The organism is Micromonospora sp. NPDC049101 (assembly GCF_040648675.1).
GTDB lineage: Bacteria > Actinomycetota > Actinomycetes > Mycobacteriales > Micromonosporaceae > Micromonospora.
In genome coordinates, this window is record NZ_JBEZED010000006.1 from 250486 (window position 1) to 268562 (window position 18077).

Consider the following 18077-nt stretch of genomic DNA (forward strand, 5'->3'; position numbering starts at 1 on the left):
CATGTCGACAATTACCTGGATCACCGCACGCGGGCTGTTCGGCCGGCGTCGGTTCCTGCTGCTGCTCCCGTTGCCGTTGGTGCTGCTCGGGTTGGCCGTGCTCTGCCGGTCACTGGGCGTCGACCCGGGCGAGTGGGGGCCGCCGGTGCTCGTCGGGCTCGGGCTGGCCGTGGTGCTGCCGGTGGTCGCGCTGATCATCGGCACGGGCGTGTTGGGCGCCGAGATCGACGACGGCACTGTGGTGCACATCCTGACCAAGCCGCTGCCGCGTTGGCAGATCGTGCTGCCGAAGCTCGCGGTGGCCGCCGGGGTCAGCGCGGCCACCGTCGCGGTGCCGCTCTACGTCGCGGGCGTGCTGGCCGATTCGGTACGCCTCGGTCTGGCGCTGGCGTTCGCGGCGGCGCTCGGCGCGCTGGCGTACTCGGCGTTGTTCCTCGCGCTCAGCCTGGTCACCAGGCGGCCGGTGCTGCTCGGCCTGGTCTACGTGTTGATCTGGGAGGGGCTGCTGGGCAACTTCGTCAGCGGCACCAAGGTGCTCTCCATCCAGCAGTACGTGATCGCCCTCGCCGACCGGCTCGCCCCCAGCGGGCTGTTGGAGACCACCGTCTCGGTGCCGGTGGCCTCGGTGATGACGGCGCTGGTCAGCGTCGGCTTCACCGTGCTGGCCATCGACCGTCTGCGGTCGTTCAGCGTGGCCGGCGAGACGAGCTGAGGCCGGTGCGCGGCGGTGTTCCGGCCAGCCACCCTCCGGCGGTAGGGCTGGCCGGATGGACCGGCTACCCCACGTCGGGCCAGGCTGGTGGGCGTGAGCGTCCAAGCGGAACGAACGTCGTTGGCTGAGCCGTACTCCCGGAGTAGCCGGCCGTGGCTGACCAGCCTGGCGGTCGCCGGGCTGGCCTGCGCCACGGTCGCCACGGCCGCCCAGGGCACCGGCCAGTTCCACTGGTGGGCGGTGTTCATCCTGATCCCGGGCGCGTTGCTGGCGGCCAGCGGCGGGCCGTTGCTGGCCCGGGGTGGTGGTCGGGCTTTCGGCGGTTACCTGCTCGCCTGCGTCGGCACCCTGGTGTTCACCGTGGGTGCGCTGCTGATGTTCGGCGTGATGGGGCGGGGTTGGCCGCTGATGGTGGTGCTGCCCTGCCTGGCGGTCGCCGGCACCTACGGCTGGCGGGCGGCCCACCCACTGGCCCGCGGCCTGCACCGGGCGGTGGCTCTGCTCGCGCTGACCGGCGCGTTGCTCGGCCTGACCCTGCAACTGATCCGGCTGGACGTGATCGACCTGGAGACCGGTTGGTGGGGCGCGTTCCTGATGCTGGCCGGGGCCATCGTGCTGGGCAACGCGGGCGAGCTGACCCGGCACCGGATGCCGTACCGGCTCCAGGCGATCACCCTGCTGGTGGGGCCGTCCGTGATCGCGATCCTGCTCGGGCTGCGCTTCCTGCGCGGCTGGTGACTCCCGTCCGCCGCCGCCGGAGGGGGGTGGCGGCGGCGGACGGCGGTCAGAACGCGCAGGCGATGACGAGCTCCGGGGTGCGGTCGGGGAGCAGGTCGAGTTTGCCGATCCGGCCCGCCGCCCGCAGGTCGTCGGCGACGAGGGTGAGCTGTTCCAGAAGCGCCGCCGGGCCGAGCGCCTCGGCCAGCGGCACCTCCGCCTTCATCGACAGCTTCCGCTCCGACTTGGCCCGCCGCACCTGGCTCAACGCGTCGCCGGCGAGCCGCAGCAGCGCCGGCTCACCCGACCCCTCGATCGTCCGGGCCACCTCGTGGGTGGTGGGCCACGGCGCACGGTGCACCGAGCCGTACCGCCACCACGACCAGACCTCCTCGGTCACGTAGGGCAGGACCGGGGCGAACAGCCGCAGCTGCACCGAGAGCGCCGAGGCCAGCGCCGCCCGCGCCGAGTCGGCGCCCGCCCCGGTGCCGTAGGCCCGCTCCTTGACCAACTCGATGTAGTCGTCGCAGAACCGCCAGAAGAACGCCTCGGTCGCCTGCAACGCCGCGGTGTGGTCGTACGCGGCGAGGGCGGTGCTCGCGGCGGTGACCACGGTGGTCAGCTCGGCGAGCATGGCCCGGTCCAGTGCGGTGGTGGCCTTCAGCTCCAGGTCGCGGCGCGGCGTCAGACGCGCCGAGCTGGCGTTGTCGTACGGGGCGCGCAGCGCGTCCGCCGCGCCCAGCCCGAGAACGAACTTGGACGCGTTGAGCAGTTTGGTGGCCAGCCGGCGACCAATCTTGATCTGCGCCGGGTCGAAGGCCAGGTCCATGCCGGGCTTGCCGCTGGCCGCCCAGTAGCGCACCGCGTCCGAACCGTGCTGCTCCAACAGCGCCACCGGGGTGACCACGTTGCCCTTGGACTTGGCCATCTTCTTGTGGTCCGGGTCGAGGATCCAGCCCGAGAGCACGGTGTCCCGCCAGGGCAGCACCCCGTGCTCGAAGTGCGAACGGACCACGGTGTCGAAGAGCCACGTCCGGATGATCTCCTGCCCCTGCGGGCGCAGGTCCATCGGGAAGATCTGTGCGAACAGCTCCGGGTCGGTCTCCCAACCACCGACGATCTGCGGGGTCAGCGACGAGGTGGCCCAGGTGTCCAGCACGTCCGGGTCACCGATGAAGCCACCCGGTTGGCCGCGCTGCGACTCGTCGTAGCCGGGCGCCGGGTCACTGGATGGGTCGACTGGCAGCGCGGACTCGTCCGGCGTGAGAGGGTGGGACCAGTCCGGCTCGCCAGTGTTGTCGAGCCGGTACCACACCGGCACCGGCACCCCGAAGAAGCGCTGTCGACTGACCAGCCAGTCCCCGGTCAGGCCGCCCACCCAGTTGTCGTAGCGGTGCTTCATGTGTGCCGGCACCCAGTGCAGCTCCCCGCCCCGGGCCAGCAGCGTGGCCCGCAGGTCGGCGTCCCGGCCGCCGTTGCGCAGATACCACTGTCGAGTCGAGACGATCTCCAGTGGGCGGTCGCCACGCTCGTAGAACTTGACCGGGTGGGTGATCGGGCGCGGCTCGCCGACCAGGTCACCGGTGTCGGCCAGCATCCCCACGATCTCCCGGCGGGCGCCGTTGACGGTCTGCCCGGCCAGCGCCGCGTACGGCTGTGCCGGCACCCCGGCCGGCGGCTCCGCGAGCAGTCGGCCGTCGCGGCCGATGACCACCCGGGTGTCGAGGTTGAGATCACGCCACCAGGTCACGTCGCTCAGGTCGCCGAACGTGCAGACCATCGCGACGCCGGTGCCCTTGCCCGGGTCGGCGAGCGGATGGGCGCGCACCGGCACCTCGACGTCGAACAGCGGGCTGCGCACCGTCGCACCCACCAGGTCGGCGTACCGCTCGTCGTCGGGGTGACAGACCAGCGCGACGCAGGCCGGCAGCAGTTCGGGCCGGGTGGTGTCGATGAGCACCTCCCGCCCGGCCGGCCCGGCGAACCGCAGCCGGTGGTAGGCGCCGGGGCGCTCCCGGTCCTCCAACTCCGCCTGGGCGACGGCGGTGGCGAAGCCGACGTCCCACAGTGTCGGCGCCTCCGACTGGTACGCCTCGCCACGCAGCAGGTTGCGCACGAACGCCCGCTGACTGGTGGTGCGGGCGATCCGGCCGATCGTCGTGTAGGTCAACGACCAGTCCACCGAGAGCCCGAGCCGCCGCCACAGCGCCTCGAAGGCCTGCTCGTCGGTGACCGTCAGCCGTTCGCACAGCTCGATGAAGTTTCGCCGGGAGATCGGGGTGGGGTCGCGGCGTGCGGCATCGTCGACCGGGGCGGTCGGTGGTCGCCACACCGGGTCGTACGCCAGCGCCGGATCGCAGCGCACCCCGTACACGTTCTGCACCCGACGCTCGGTGGGCAGGCCGTTGTCGTCCCAGCCCATCGGGTAGAAGACCACCTTGCCGCGCATCCGCTGGTACCGCGCGACGATGTCGGTGTGCGTGTACGAGTACACGTGCCCCATGTGCAACTCGCCCGATACGGTCGGCGGCGGGGTGTCGATCGCGTACACGTCGGCCCTGCGACCATTCCCGCTCGGCGCGTCTGACGCCGCGCCGCGACCGGGAACAGTCGCCTTCGAGCGGTCGAACGCGTACGTGCCCTCCTCCTGCCAGTGGCGTGCCCAGCTCTCCTCGAGCCCGTCCAGACTCGGACGCTCGGGAACGCCGGCGCGGGACGTCCTCGCCGTATCGGTCATCCTGCGATCGTAGGCACCGGGGGAGGGCCCGGCCACGTAGTTAGCGCATCGCTGGGTCAGATCAGCGAGTCGCGCCACTGCCGGTGCAGGGCCGCGTACCGGCCGTCGGCCTCGGCCAGCACGGCGGGTGGGCCGTCCTCGACGACCTGCCCGTCGTCGAGGACGAGCACCCGGTCGGCGGTTTCCACGGTGGAGAGTCGGTGCGCGATGACCAGGGCGGTGCGGTCGCGCAGGATGGTGCCGAGTGCGCGCTGTACCAGCCGTTCGGTCGGCACGTCCAGCGACGACGTCGCCTCGTCCAGGATCAGCACGGTCGGGTCGGCCAGGAACGCCCGGGCGAACGCGACAAGTTGGCGTTGCCCGGCGGAGAGTCGGCCGCCGCGCCGGTGCACCTGGGTCGCGTACCCCTCGGGTAGGGCGGCGATGAAGTCGTGCGCGCCGATCGCCCGCGCGGCGGCCTGGACCGTCTCGTCGTCCGCGCCGGGGCGGCCGAACCTGATGTTCTCCGCGACGGTCCCACTGAACAGGTGGTTCTCCTGGGTCACCAACACCACGGCGCGACGCAGGTCGGCGTCGCTCACGTCACGCAGGTCGACCCCGTCCAGCCGGACCGTGCCGGTGTCCGGGTCGTGGAAACGGGCGACCAGCTTGGCGATCGTCGACTTGCCCGCGCCGGTCGGCCCGATCAGTGCCACCGTCTGCCCGGCCGACACGGTCAGCTCCAGCCCGCCGAGGATCGGGGCGCCGGCCCGGTAGCCGAAGGAAACCGCCCGGAAGGTCAACTCGCCGCGCCCGGGCCCGGTCGGCAGCGGTGTGGGTCGGGCCGGCTCGGCGACGGCTGGCCGTTCGTCGAGCACCCCGGCCAGCTTCTCCAGTGCCGCCGTGGCCGACTGGAGCGAGTTGTAGAACTGGCTCAGCTCCTGCATCGGCTCGAAGAAACGACGCAGGTAGAGCAGGAACGCGGCGAGCACGCCCACCTCGGTCTGCCCGTCGAGCACCCGCCAGCCGCCGTAGCAGAGCACCACCGCCACGGTGACGTTGCCGATCAGCTTGATCGCCGGCGAGTACGTGGCGATCAGGCGGAACGTGAGCAGGCTGGTTCGTCGGTAGTCGTCGCCGAGCGCCACGAAGATCCGTTGGTTGCGCGGCTCCCGGCGGAACGCCTGCACCGCCCGGATGCCCCGCATCGACTCGACGAAGTGCACGATGACAAGCGCGACCGCGTCCCGGGTCCGCCGGTACGCGCTCGCCGACGACCGGGCGAACCAGCGGGAGAGCCAGAACAGGAACGGAAAGGCGAGCAGCGTCACGGCGGCCAGCGGCAGGTCCAGCCAGAGCAGGATGGCGGCCACCGACAGCATCGACAACCCGGCCATCACCAGGTTGTCGATCCCACCGTCGACAAGCTCGGCGATCGAGTCGAGGTCACTGGTGAGCCGGGAGACCATCCGACCTGAGGTGTACCGCTCGTGGAAGCCCACGGACAATCGCAGGAAGTGCCCGAACACGCGCTGCCGCAGGTCGAGCAGGACGGCCTGACCGATCCGGGCGGAGAGGGTGAGGAACCCACGTCGGGCCGCGTACTCGGTCAACGCGGCCACCACGAACGCCGCGGCGACCGCGACCAGCGGGCGGGCGTCGCCGGCGCGCAGCGGCGCGATGGCCCGATCGATGCCGATCATGACCAGGTACGGCCCGGCCATCGCGGCGGCGTTCTGGGTCAGCAGCAGGCCGACGGCGGCGGCGAGTCGCCCCCGGTGTGGTCGGAGCTGCTCGGCGAGCAGAGTCCGGCTGAGCCGGCGCAGCCGGGCCACCGCCTCGGGTGCGGTGTCCTCGGCCCGACTCCGGTCGGCCTCCGGGTCCGTGGCGGTCCCGCGCCACCGGGTCAGCTCCGGTTCCTCCTCCGGCGGTGGGTCGCCCTGCTGCGGCACGGTCACGAGCGCACCAGCCCCCATCCGCCGGAGGCGGACGGGCGCGGGCCGGCGTCGGCCGCCGGTGGGTGCCCGGTGGGTGGGTCGGCTGCCAGCAGCGCCCGGTACGCCGGAACGGTGGCCAGCAGGTCGGAGTGCCGGCCCACGGCGGTGATCCGCCCGTCCTCGAGCAGGGCGACCCGGTCGGCCAGGGCGATCGTCGACGGCCGGTGCACCACCAGCAGCGCGGTACTGTCGCGCAGCACCTGTCGCAGTGCCCCCTCGACAAGTGCCTCGGTGTGCACGTCGAGCGCGGACAGGGGGTCGTCGAGCACCAGCACCGCCGGTCGGCCGAGCACGGCCCGTGCCAACGCGAGTCGCTGCCGCTGCCCACCGGAGAGGGAGATCCCCTGCTCACCGACCCGGGTGGCCAACCCCCACGGCAGCTCGTACGCGAAGTCGGCCTGGGCCAGCGCGAGGGCCGCCCGGACATCGTCGTCGCCGGCGTCCGGGCGCCCCAGGGTGAGGTTCTCCCGCACCGACATGGAGAAGAGCGTGGGCTCCTCGAACGCCACCCCGACCAGCCGGCGCAGCGAGGCCAGCCGTAGATCGCGCAGGTCGTGCCCGTCCAGAGTGATCCGGCCGGCGGTCACCTCCTGCAGCCGGGGCACCAGCGAGAGCAGCGTGCTCTTGCCGGAGCCGGTGGCACCGACCAGGGCGAGCGTCTCGCCCGGCTCGATGACCAGGTCGATCCCGCGTAGCACCGGCGCGGTGCCACCCGGGTAGCTGAACGAGACCCGCTCGATGCGGAGTTGGCCGTGCACGGCGTCGCGGGTCAGGGCGAGCGCGCCGGGAGAGTCCACGATCTCCGGTGGGGTGTCCAGCACCTCCTGGAGCCGGTCGGCGGCGGTGGCGGCCTCCTGACCGTTGGCGATGATCCAACCCAGCGACTGCACCGGCCAGATGAGCATCAGTTGCAGGCTGACGAACGCGACCAACTCGCCGATGGTCAGCGCACCCTTCGCGGCGGCGGCCGCCCCGGCCACCAGCACCACGCCCAGGGTCACGTTGGGCACCAGGTCGAGCAACGCCGAGGTGTTGGCCAGCAGCCGCGCCTTGCCCACGCCCGTGTCGTGCACCCGCTGTGCCCCCACCGCGAAGCGGGCGGCCAGTTCCGGCCCCCGGCCGTACGCCTTCATGGTGCGCAGACCCTGCGCGGTCTCCTCGACCAGGGTCGCCACGTCGCCCTGCTGGTCCTGCATCCGCCGGGACGCGGCATGGTAGTGCCGCCCGAACCGGCGGCTGATCAGCAGCAGCGGCACCGAGCTGGCCGCGACCAGCGCCCCGAGCATCGGGTGCAGGTTGACCAGCAGCACGACCACGACCACGTAGGTGGTCAGGTTGAGCAGCAGGAAGAACACGCCGAAGGAGAGGAACCGGCGGATCACCGACAGGTCGCTGGTGATTCGGGAGAGCAACTGGCCGGACTGCCAGCGGTCGTGGAAGCTCGTCGGCAGCCGTTGCAGGTGGGCGTAGACGTCGGCGCGCAGCGCCGCCTCCATGCCCACGGCCGAGGACGACTGCACCCACCGGCGGATGAAGATGAGCACCGCCTCGACGACGCCGAGCAGCAGCGCCAGGCCGCCGAGCTGGAGCAGCCCGGCCGGTTCGTGCCGGGCCGCCGGCCCGTCCACCACCCGCTGCACGACCAGCGGCACGGCGATCCCGGCCGCCGTGCCCGCCAGGCCCGCGACGAGCAGCCAGGCGAACTCGGCGGCGTACGGGCGCAGGTAGGGACGCAACCGCCAGAGGTTGTGCAACGGGTGCCGGGGCGCGGCGACCGGGGTGGCCGGGTCGCCGTCGCTCCGCAGAGGCATACCAGACGGTAGCGTCAATGGCGGCCGGAGCCGGTGTCAGCTTGCTGTCAGGCGCCGCTCATGACCGAGAAGCCACGTCTTCACGTCCAGCCCCCAGCGGTACCCGCCGAGCGTGCCATCGGTGCGCAGCACCCGGTGGCAGGGCACGAACAGTGCCGCCGCGTTCCGGGCGCACGCCGCCGCGGCGGCCCGCACCGCCGGTGGTCGACCGGCCAGCGCGGCGTACCCGGTGTAGGTGACCGGGGTGCCCGCCGGCACCTCGCGCAGCACCTGCCAGGCGTGCGCCATGAACTCCCCGCCGGTGCGCTGCCGCACCGGCACCGTGTCGATGGCGCCGAGGTCGCCGTCCAGGTAGGACCGGACCGCCGCGCTGACCGGGCCGAGGTCGGCCCGTTCGCGCACCGGCGCCCGCAGGCTCGGGTGGACCAGGGGCAGCAGCGCCGCCGGGTCCGGGGTGAAGCCGGCCGCTCGTACGTCGCCGTCCGGGCCGGCGAGGATGCTCAACGGGCCGGCCGGCGTGCTCATTACGGTGCTGTCGATGCTCATGCCGCTCTCCAGAGTCTCATCGTTGCGTAGGACCGCCAGGGACGCCAACGCTCGGCGTACCGGTCGAGGTTTGTCGGGTTGTCGGGCAGGCCGAGGGCGGCGGCGCCGCGGCGGACCGCGAGGTCGGTGCTGAGCAGGATGTCCGGGTCGCCGAAGGCGCGCATGGCCAAATAGTTGGCGGTCCACGGCCCAATACCAGGCAGCGCAAGCAACCCCCGGACGGCCTCCCCCCGATCCGCCGAAGCCCCCAGATCGACCGACCCGTCAACCACCGCCCGAGCCACCCCCCGCAATGTCTCCCGCCGCCCCACCGGCATCCCAAACCCCGAGTCCGGCAGCGACAACAGTTCCTCCGCGCTCAAAAACCCCCGGTGATCATGGAGTTGTTGTCCCGACACGCCGGAGTCGGTGGCAATAACCTCATGATCAACCGGGCGGAGGGAGGCGGTTAGGAGGCGGGTTAGGGTTTTTTTGGCGGCGGGTAGGGAGATTTGTTGGCCGATGATGGCTCGGACGGCCATTTCGAAGCCGTCTACCGCTCGGGGGACCCGGATGCCGGGTTCCGCCGCCACCGCGGGGGCCAGCGCCGGGTCGGCGGCCAGCGTGGCGTCGATGGCGGCCGGGTCCGCGTCCAGGTCGAGCAGCCGGCGACACCGGGCCACCGCGGGCGCCAGGTCACGGACGTCGGTCAACCGCAGCGTCGCCGCCACGTGCCCGGCCGCCGGGGTCAGCGCCACCTCGCCGGTGCCGTGCGGCAACCGCAAACCCCGGTGGTACGCCCCATCGCGCACCTCGTCCACGCCGGGCAGCGCCCGCACCGCGAAGAAGTCCAGCAGCGCGCCCGCGTGCAGCGGCGGACGGTACGCCAGCCGGAGCGCGATGGTCCCCGCACCGGTCGACGCCTGCTGACCGCCGCGAGCCGTCCGCAGGTCGGACGGGGCACTCGCGTACACCTCGCGGAGCGTGTCGTTGAACTGTCGGACGCTGCCGAAGCCGGCGGCGAACGCGATCTCCGCCATCGAGAGGCTTGTGGTCTCGATCAGGATCCGGGCGGTCTGCGCCCGCTGGGCCCGGGCCAGTGCGAGCGGCCCGGCGCCCATCTCGGCGCGCAGCATCCGGTGCAGGTGCCGTTCGGTGTAGCCCAGTCGGGAGGCCAACCCCGGTACGCCGTCCCGGTCGACCACCCCGTCGGCGATCAGCCGCATCGCGCGGCCGACCACGTCCGCGCGGACGTCCCACAGGGGTGAGCCCGGCGCGGCGTCCGGCCGGCAGCGGCGGCAGGCGCGCAGCCCGACACCCTGCGCGGCGGCGGCGGACGGAAAGAACCGGACGTTCTGCCGCTTGGGTGTGATCGCCGGGCAGGACGGCCGGCAGTAGATGCCGGTGGACGTCACGCCCGTGTAGAACCAACCGTCGAACCGTTGGTCACGACTGTCCACGGCCCGGTAACACCGCTCGAAGTCCAGCTCCATGTCACCGATCATGCCCCGCTCGACCCGCCGTCGGCTGGCGGGAATCGGACCTTGCCGTGCCGGTGAGCAGGGGCCCGTCAACGGGGACGACGGCGACGCCGATGAGGTTGGCCGACCCCGGTGGGCTGGCCGGCACGACTCGGCTGCGCGGCACGATTCGGCTGGGCGGCACGGTTGGGCTGCGCGGCACGGTTCGGCTGGGTGGCGCGCTGTGGCTGGCCGGTCAGCAGGGCGGACCGGAAGACGCCGTCCGGGTCGTACCGCTTCCACAGCCGCCGCACCCGGGCCCCGGTCTCGCCCGGGTAGATCCGGGCGAACGCGGCCGGGTCCGGTCGGCTCTCGAAGTTGACGTACGCGCCGTCGGCCCGCGCCCCGACGGACCGCCAGGCGGCGTCCAACGCCGCACCGCCCTGCGGTGGGAACACCGAGGCGATGACCAGGGTGTCCTGGTGGCGATGGGAGTACGCGGTCGCGTCGGGAGCCACGTCGTTGACCGCCCCGCCCAGCGAGCGGAGCTGCACCACCGCGCGCCCCGGCCCGGTCACGGCTCGCATCACGGCCCGCGCCCCCGCGTCGTTCAGCCCGGTGAACAGGCCGTTGGTGGTAGTGCCGCGCTGCTGGCCGACGTTGGGGTTGAGGTGCGCGGTCGGCACCAGGGTCGGGTAGGGCAGCAGGTCGGTGCGGTGTTCGAGCACCTTGCCGATGGCGAGCAGCGGCTCCACCGCGGGCCGCGCCCGGCGCAGGCTCTCGGCGGCCACCACGGCGGTGATGGACATGAGTGCCGAACGCCCGTCCGCGAACACCATCGCCGCCGCGGACAACTCCCGTGGGGCCTGCGCGAGGTAGGCCGTCCACTCCCGGACGGTGCGCCCGTCCGGATGCGCCTCGACGACCACCTGCGTCACGCCGACGTTGCGTTGCTCGACGGCCTCGATCTCGAAGGCCACCACGATCCCCGCACCAGCTCCGGCACCACGGACCAGCCAGAACAGCTCCGGCTCGTGCGCGGCGTCCGCGCGTACCAGCGTCCCGTCGGCGAGCACCACCTCGACGGCGCGGACGCGGTCGATGGTGAGGCCGTGGGCGCGGACCAGCCAGCCGACCCCGCCGCCGGTAGCCAGACCGCCGACCCCGACGCCGCCGTAGTCACCCGAGCTGACCACCAGGCCGTACGGTGCCAACGCCTTCGCGACGTTCGCCCAGCGGGCACCGGCCTCGACCCGGACCAGCCCGGCCCGCTCGTCGAGCACCTGCACGCGGTTGAGCATGGACAGGTCGATGACCACTCCACCGTTGTTCGAGGAGGCCCCGGAGAAGCCGTGCCCGCCGCTGCGGACGGCGATCGGCAGCCGTTGCTCCCGCGCATAGCGCAACGCGTCGACCACCTGGGCCGTGGTCTTCGGCAGCAGCACGGCGGCCGGCGACGCCGTGGTGGTGTACGTGGAGCGCAGCTGCGCGTACCGGCGGTCGCCGGGTGTGACGATCTGCCCGGTGAGCGAGGCGGGCACCCGGGGCATGGCGGTGCTCATCGTCGCCCCCACGGCTCGCACGTCGGGTGCCCGAGATCGGTCATGGCCCAAGGATGGGCGGGCTTACCGGCCTCGGCAAACCCGGTGGGCGGGTGCGCGCTGGTCACGGAGCCGCGCTGCGCTCGCCGGGGTGGGGGAGGTGACAGGTATCTCCGGTCGGACCCTGCGCTGGCGCTGCCGCCGGAGCCGGCCACGGTGGGCCGGTCAGGCCGGGGCGAGGAGGCCGTCGACCTGACCGGTTCCGCTCAGCGCGACACAGTCGGGGTGGCTATCGGCGCGCCGGATGGGTTCAACGGCGCAGCCGGCGCGCCGGGCGGGTTCATCGGCGACGGATCACCAGGCGTAGCGGGCACCCCAGGCGCACCGGGCACCCCGGGCGTACCGGGCACTCCAGATTCGCCGGTATCCCCGGGTACCCCGGGCACCCCGGGAGCACCGGGCATCCCCGGGGCATCAGCGGTATCACCGGGCGCACCGGGCTTGCCGGGCGCGCCCGGCCGCGTCCCCGGGTCCTGTTTCGCGCCGCCGGGGCTCGGTGCAACCGTCGACTCGGGCGCGGGCGGGCCGGGCACGGCCGCCGGACCCGCCGGGCTGGGTGCGGCCGGTGGGGCCTCGCCCGAGCCGGTCGAGGCGAGAGCGAGCGGAGTGGCGATGAGGATCGCCGCGAGGGTGCCGACCGCCCCCATCGTCACCGTGGCGCGGCGCCGGTTGCGCACCCGCCGTTCCGCTCGGTTCAACTGGTCATGCACGATCGGTGCCTCCTCGGCCAGGTCGGTGAGGGTGCAGCGGATGAGGTGCTCGAAGGGATCGGTCATCGCCGTACCTCCAGCATTTCGACCTCCGGCAGCAGCTCGCGCAGGCGCGTGACAGCCCGGTGGGTACGGCTGCGTACCGTGCCCACGGAGCAGCCGAGCAGCTCGGCGACCCGGGCTTCGGGCAGGTCCTCGTAGTAGCGCAGGACCACCACCGTCCGCTGGGTCGGTGGCAGGTGGCGCAGCGCGGCGCGCATCGCCAACCGCACGTCGGAGCCGCCGCTCGGATCGACGCCGACCGGTTCGTCCGCCGGGTTGAGCGGCGTCTCCCGCCACCGGCGCAGTCGTCGCCACCAGCTGATCTGCTCGCGGTACATCACCACGCGCAGATAGCCCTCGGGATCGGCGTGTCGGATGGACCCCCACTTCGGGATGGTCCGCGCCAACGCCGACTGGAACAGATCCTCGGCGGCGGTGTGGTCCCCGGTCAGCAGGTACGCGACCCGCATCAGCGCCGGCGTCCGGTTGCCGACGAACTCGGCCAGCCGAGCCCGCTCGTCCTCGTCCACCCACACCTCCGTTTCGTTGTCACAGATACAGACGCCGCAGGTCATCGTGGCTATCCGCGATCTGCCGGGTTTTTCCGCCCCGGAAGTGTCGGTCGGGACGGGTAACGTCCGGCCACCAATTCAAGAAGGGGTGGCGCGACATGGCGAGCGTGGCGGGTTGGGCGGCGGCGTCGACACCGGGCACGTTCCCGCCGCTGCCCCGCGCGGTGGCGCAGTCCCTCTACCGCCGGATGCGGGCCGTCGCACCCGCCGCCCGGGGCGCCATCGACCGGGACCGGGCGACCGACTCCGAGCGGGCCTTCGCCGACACCGCCTGCGGCCGGTTGGTCGACTCCCTCGACGACGCGGGCCTGCGGGCGCTCGGCATGTGGACACACCACTGGTGCATGCGCTTCTACGACGACGACACCCGGGCCGGCCGACGGTTGGTTCGCGAGATCGCGGCCCGGCAGGGGCTGGGCTGGACGGCCGACGAGGTGCGCTGGATGCTGCGCGAGTCGTGGTCGGCCGGCCCGGCCGCCGCCGACCGGTTCACGCTGCCGCGGGCCGCCGCGGCCCAACTACCCCCGGCCGACCGACCGCTCGCCGAGCTGCCCCCGGCTGCCCTCCAGCCCGAGGCCCAGCTGCCGCCGGCCGCCCGACCCGAGGCCCGGGTGCCGCACCAGCGCCGCCCGGAACGCTCGCGTTGATGATGGGGTTGGCGGGGTGTTCGACCGACAGGCAGCCCACCAACCGATGATCACCGAATTGGGGCCGACGGTGTGCCGGCGGGCGGCTGCGGCAGGATGGACGACGGACCACCGACGGAAGGACGCCCGATGCCCGCCAGCGCACCGACCATCCTCGCCACCAGCATGGGCTTCTTCCGCGGCGACCGCGGCCCCTCCAACCTGCGTCCCAGCCCGGTCTTCGAGTTGGCGGCCGAGCTGGCCGAGGCCGGTCCACAGCCACGGGTCTGCTATCTCGGTCAGGCCATCGGGGACCAGCCCACCGTGCTGAGCGCCATCTACGGAGCGTTCGCCGACACCCGGTTCCGGCTGTCGCACCTCGCCCTGTTCCCCATGCCGAACGTCGAGGACATCCGCGCCCACCTGCTCGCCCAGGACGTGATCTGGGTCGACGGTGGCAGCGTGGCCAACCTGGTGGCCGTGTGGCGGGTGCACGGGCTCGACGAGATCCTGCGCGAGTGCTGGCAGGCCGGCGTGGTGCTGGCCGGGGTCTCCGCGGGCTCGATCTGCTGGCACGTCGGCGGCGCCACCGACAGCTTCGGCCCGCGCCTGCGCGGCTTCACCGAGGGCTTGGCCTGGCTGCCGTACGGCAACGGGGTGCACTACGACAGCGAGGGGCAGCGGCGTCCGCTCATGCACGAGCTGGTCGGCAACGGGACGCTGCCGACCAGCCACTGCACCGACGACGGGGTCGGCCTGGTCTACCGCGGCACCCAGTTGGTCGAGGCGATCGCGGACCGCGAGGGCGCGTCGGCGTACGAGGTCAGCCGCGGCGCGGACGGCAGCGTCCGGGAGGCGGTCATCGCCCCGCGCCTGCTCGGCTGAGCGTCACGCCTGCTCGGCAGGCGGCTGGCGTCGGAGCACCGCATCGAAGACCTGCGCCAGCTCGGCGGCGTCCTCCCCGGCGTGGTGCGTGTGCGGCACGTCGTGCAGACCCAACTCGTGCTTGATCTTGCCCTTGCGGGTCTGGACCCACTCGCTGCCGGTCAGCCCCATCCAGTAGCTGCGCAGATCGACACCCGAGCCGGTGGCACCGAACGGGCTGTGGCCGACGAAGCGGACGAAGTACCAGTGCACGAACATGCCGTCCCAGACGGCCGGGGCGGCCAGGAAGACCGGGCGGCCGATCCGGCGCAGCCCGTTGACCCAGGTGGCCGCGGCGGACATCGCGTCCTGCGCGGTGGGTGCCTCCCGCAGCAGGCGGTCCCGGTCCAGGCCGGAGACGGCCAGCGCCGCCGGCACGAACTCGTCGGAGATCGGACGCAGCTCGGTGTAGAAGGTCAGGTCCGGGTGGCCGGCCACGGCCATGCCCAGCGAGATCATGCTGTACGGCCCGGGGATCGGCCCGTCCGCCTCCACATCGACGGCGACGTACAGCTCGGGCAACGTCGAGGTCATCCCACCTCCAGTAGCGAGACATCGGGTTCGGCAGGGTAGCAACGCTTGCCGGGTCCGGTCGCGACATAATCCGCACCCCGCGTAAGCTGGCTGGTCGTGAGTCTTTCCATCGGCATCGTCGGCCTGCCCAACGTCGGCAAGAGCACGTTGTTCAACGCGTTGACCAAGAACGACGTGCTGGCGGCGAACTATCCGTTCGCCACCATCGAGCCCAACGTCGGCGTGGTCGGCCTGCCCGACGAGCGGCTGGGCAAGCTGGCCGAGATCTTCTCCTCGCAGAAGGTGCTGCCGGCCCCGGTGTCGTTCGTCGACATCGCCGGCCTGGTCCGCGGCGCGTCGAAGGGGCAGGGTCGGGGCAACGCCTTCCTGGCCAACATCCGCGACGCCTCGGCGATCTGCCAGGTCGTCCGCGCCTTCTCCGACCCGAACGTGGTGCACGTCGACGGCAAGATCTCCCCGGCCGACGACATCGAGACGATCAACACCGAGCTGATCCTCGCCGACCTGCAAACCCTGGACAAGGCGCTGCCCCGGTTGGAGAAGGAAGCCAAGCTCCGCAAGGACCGGGCCGCCGCGGTCGCCGCCGCGAAGGCAGCCATCGAGGTGCTCGACGGCGGCACCACCCTCTACTCCGGGGCCGCCGCCGCCAAGATCGAGCTGGAGCACCTGCGCGAGCTGCACCTGCTCACCACCAAGCCCTTCCTGTACGTCTTCAACGTCGACGAGGCCGAGCTGGCCAACGAGACGTTCCTCGACGAGCTGCGCGCCCTGGTCGCCCCCGCCGAAGCCGTCTTCATGGACGCGAAGATCGAATCCGAGCTGGTGGACCTGCCCGAGGAGGAGGCCCGCGAGCTGCTGGAGTCGATCGGGCAGAACGAGCCCGGCCTCAACCAGCTCGTCCGGGTCGGCTTCCGCACGCTCGGCCTCCAGACGTACCTCACGGCCGGCCCCAAGGAAGCACGCGCCTGGACCGTCCCGGTCGGCGCGACCGCGCCGGAGGCCGCGGGTGTCATCCACAGCGACTTCCAGCGCGGCTTCATCAAGGCCGAGGTGGTCTCCTACCACGACCTGGTCGAGCACGGTTCGATGTCGTCGGCCAAGGCGGCGGGCAAGGTCCGCATCGAGGGCAAGGAGTACGTCATGCAGGACGGCGACGTGGTGGAGTTCCGCTTCAACGTCTGAATTCAGCCTATTCCCGCAGGTCAGACGGTTGAAACGTCGCCCTGGGGCACATCGGGGGCACAACCCCAAGCGTCATCGACTGCGCGACGGGTGCGTTCCTCCGAGTCCGGCACCAGGTGGCCGTACGTCGACAGGACCAAGGTCGCGTTCTCGTGCCCCAGCCGCTCGGCGACAACGATGACCGACTCGCCCTGCATCAGCAGTACCGAGGCGTAGTGGTGCCGCAGGTCGTGACTCGTGGTGCCCTTCGGTAGCCCGGCTCGCTCGACGGCCGCCGAGAAGATCAGCGAGCCGTAGTAGTCGTGCCGGTACGGGCCGGCGAATCGGGTGGTGAAGGCCGGGGCACCGTTGGCGCGTCGCGGTAAGTGGGTGGTTGCGGTAGGCCATCCCGCCCTGCCCTCAACCCGGGGACGAGCCGAGCAGACCACCGCCCGACCCGCCAGCGTCCGAACCTCCGTCAAGGTCCGCTTGACGTGGCGGGCCGGGCGGTGCCCCGCTTCCCAAAGGGCGGGTCGACGGCATACGGGATGGTTGGGTTCCGTGCTCGGCAGCCAGCAATGACTAGGGCTCCCCGCTGGCTTTCCGAGGAGATAGCCCTACCGGTAGGCGAGTTTCGGCATCAATCGTTGCGTCGTCCAACTGTGCTTGAGTCAGACCTATGGTGCGCCTTAGATCAACGCCGGAGAAGTTGGTGCCTTCCAGCTTCGCCCCGCGAAGATTCGCCCCCCTCATTTTCGCAGGCCGAATATCCCAGCGCGCACCGGCCTTGCGCCCGCTAAAATCCGCGCCGGTCAAATCCGCGCCTCCGAAGAAGGCGTTCGTGAAATCGGTACCGCAAAAGTAGGTGCCACTCACGTCAGCGCCAGTGAAAAAGGCCCCTCTAAAGTTCGCGCTACATGCAGAAGCGCTCCTCATCTTGGCTGCTACGAAGGTCGCTTCACTTAAGTCTGCTTGCTCGAAGTACGAGTTGTCTACGTAGGCGTAGCAGAGGTTGGCGTCGGCCAAGTGAGCCTTGGTGAAGTCCGTCTTGTTTAGATTCCGTCCCCAGAGGTTCAATGTCTTGGTTTCCAACCCCCTCCCCTGTCGTCGGCCCAAGATGCCAGCAGCGACTTGGACGTCCCTTGGAACGGGGTCAACGCCGATATCCAACTGCTCCCTAGAGACATCACGGGCTCGCCCCTGGATGTAATGAACAACAATCTCTGTAACCTCTGCCCGATACTCGGGCGAGTCCTTAGCTATCCGTGCAAGCGAGTAGAGGCCGCCGATCCGCACGTCAACATTCTCGCTGCCGATTTGTTCGACAGTCTTGGTGAACCTGTCGGTCACCTGCCCTCTCTGATTAACCGAGACAGTCTTTGCGGTGAAATAGAGGCCGGCGACTAGTGCAAGTCCGGCTGTCGCCTGAAGTAGGGCGGTGCGGATGTCATTCTGTGCCTTGACCTGGTCGGCGGGCGATAGGCCCTTAGGTGACGAGAACAGCATCTCCGGAGCAATTACGACCAGGAATGCGACTGTGGCAATCAACGCTAAGGCTGCAGCCAAGCGCGCAATGGATGGGGCGGCTGCCGTTGTCCAATTTGCAAGCCGCCACCATTTTCCCTTTGTGATGAGATCCTCAGGAAAGAACAGGTGGTCATGCCCGTGAGACATCTGTTTACCTCGGTCGCGATCGGAAAAGGGGAACCGGCGCTATCAGCGCAGCTAAGGGCTCGACTAGTCACCCCATAGCGTCAGCGGCGCTGGTCGATCAAATCTCACCTTGACATCTTGCACGGGTCCCGCTTGACCCGCACTGTCGGTTGGCCGACACAAGCAGGCCGAGGGTAAGAATCGAACTACCTCCGATCTGTTGCGGCACGGCCCGCAGCGGTAACGGTAGGGCGGCACATCAAGAAGGTGATTGTGTGCCCGGACCGTGCCCGTTCAATCCGTAATCAGGGGGAAC

At 71.3% G+C, this 18077-nt stretch carries 16 protein-coding genes; 5 read left to right on the forward strand and 11 right to left on the reverse strand.

Annotated elements, in window-relative coordinates; genetic code table 11:
• Position 1: 1 nt before the first annotated feature.
• Positions 2–712, forward strand: a complete 711-nt coding sequence (locus tag AB0B57_RS10965) for an ABC transporter permease subunit (RefSeq protein ID WP_357067703.1) — start codon at positions 2–4, stop codon at positions 710–712.
• Between the two features lie 93 nt (positions 713–805).
• On the forward strand, positions 806–1450 hold the full coding sequence (locus AB0B57_RS10970; protein ID WP_357067705.1) for a hypothetical protein: 645 nt from the start codon (positions 806–808) through the stop codon (positions 1448–1450).
• A gap of 46 nt (positions 1451–1496) precedes the next feature.
• Here AB0B57_RS10970 and valS read toward each other — a convergent pair whose 3' ends face one another.
• From valS to AB0B57_RS11010, 8 genes are all read right to left on the reverse strand, one after another.
• Positions 1497–4166 carry a valine--tRNA ligase gene (valS, locus tag AB0B57_RS10975; RefSeq protein ID WP_357067708.1) on the reverse strand — a complete coding sequence of 890 codons (2670 nt, stop codon included), beginning with the start codon at positions 4164–4166 and terminating at the stop codon, positions 1497–1499.
• Between the two features lie 56 nt (positions 4167–4222).
• A complete protein-coding gene (locus AB0B57_RS10980; RefSeq protein WP_357067709.1) occupies positions 4223–6121 on the reverse strand; it encodes an ABC transporter ATP-binding protein in 1899 nt (632 codons plus the stop codon).
• Positions 6100–7953 (reverse strand): ABC transporter ATP-binding protein, encoded by a 1854-nt coding sequence (locus tag AB0B57_RS10985; RefSeq protein WP_357067711.1) that lies wholly within the window; start codon positions 7951–7953, stop codon positions 6100–6102. The genes AB0B57_RS10980 and AB0B57_RS10985 overlap by 22 nt, the downstream gene beginning before the upstream one ends.
• Positions 7954–7989: 36 nt before the next feature.
• Positions 7990–8499: a methylated-DNA--[protein]-cysteine S-methyltransferase gene (locus tag AB0B57_RS10990; protein ID WP_357067713.1), complete on the reverse strand. Its 510-nt coding sequence runs from the start codon at positions 8497–8499 to the stop codon at positions 7990–7992.
• The gene (locus tag AB0B57_RS10995) at positions 8496–9971 is read right to left on the reverse strand and encodes an AlkA N-terminal domain-containing protein (protein ID WP_357067715.1); all 1476 of its coding nucleotides are present in this window, start codon (positions 9969–9971) and stop codon (positions 8496–8498) included. Before AB0B57_RS10995 ends, AB0B57_RS10990 begins: the two co-directional genes overlap by 4 nt.
• A 77-nt stretch (positions 9972–10048) precedes the next feature.
• Positions 10049–11500: an FAD-binding oxidoreductase gene (locus AB0B57_RS11000; protein WP_357067717.1), complete on the reverse strand. Its 1452-nt coding sequence runs from the start codon at positions 11498–11500 to the stop codon at positions 10049–10051.
• 245 nt (positions 11501–11745) lie between these two features.
• Positions 11746–12315, reverse strand: a complete 570-nt coding sequence (locus AB0B57_RS11005; RefSeq protein WP_357067719.1) for a hypothetical protein — start codon at positions 12313–12315, stop codon at positions 11746–11748.
• The gene (locus AB0B57_RS11010; protein ID WP_357067721.1) at positions 12312–12821 is read right to left on the reverse strand and encodes a SigE family RNA polymerase sigma factor; all 510 of its coding nucleotides are present in this window, start codon (positions 12819–12821) and stop codon (positions 12312–12314) included. The genes AB0B57_RS11005 and AB0B57_RS11010 overlap by 4 nt, the downstream gene beginning before the upstream one ends.
• 140 nt (positions 12822–12961) lie before the next feature.
• On the opposite strand from AB0B57_RS11010, the gene AB0B57_RS11015 reads away from it, so the two are divergent.
• Together AB0B57_RS11015 and AB0B57_RS11020 are read left to right on the forward strand one after the other, a co-directional pair.
• The gene (locus tag AB0B57_RS11015) at positions 12962–13510 is read left to right on the forward strand and encodes a hypothetical protein (RefSeq protein ID WP_357067723.1); all 549 of its coding nucleotides are present in this window, start codon (positions 12962–12964) and stop codon (positions 13508–13510) included.
• A 129-nt stretch (positions 13511–13639) separates the two neighbouring features.
• On the forward strand, positions 13640–14374 hold the full coding sequence (locus AB0B57_RS11020; protein WP_357067725.1) for a peptidase E: 735 nt from the start codon (positions 13640–13642) through the stop codon (positions 14372–14374).
• A 3-nt stretch (positions 14375–14377) separates the two neighbouring features.
• Here the strand turns inward: AB0B57_RS11020 and AB0B57_RS11025 are convergent, their stop codons facing one another.
• Positions 14378–14947: an exonuclease gene (locus AB0B57_RS11025; protein ID WP_357067727.1), complete on the reverse strand. Its 570-nt coding sequence runs from the start codon at positions 14945–14947 to the stop codon at positions 14378–14380.
• Positions 14948–15043: 96 nt separating this feature from the next.
• Between AB0B57_RS11025 and ychF the strand changes: the two genes are divergently transcribed.
• The gene (ychF, locus tag AB0B57_RS11030; RefSeq protein ID WP_357067729.1) at positions 15044–16129 is read left to right on the forward strand and encodes a redox-regulated ATPase YchF; all 1086 of its coding nucleotides are present in this window, start codon (positions 15044–15046) and stop codon (positions 16127–16129) included.
• Between the two features lie 20 nt (positions 16130–16149).
• On the opposite strand, the gene AB0B57_RS11035 is transcribed toward ychF, so the two are convergent.
• The gene (locus AB0B57_RS11035; RefSeq protein WP_357067731.1) at positions 16150–16590 is read right to left on the reverse strand and encodes a tyrosine-type recombinase/integrase; all 441 of its coding nucleotides are present in this window, start codon (positions 16588–16590) and stop codon (positions 16150–16152) included.
• A gap of 100 nt (positions 16591–16690) precedes the next feature.
• Entirely contained in the window at positions 16691–17782 is a 1092-nt protein-coding gene (locus AB0B57_RS11040) for a pentapeptide repeat-containing protein (RefSeq protein ID WP_357067733.1), read from the reverse strand.
• Between the last annotated feature and the right edge of the window lie 295 nt (positions 17783–18077).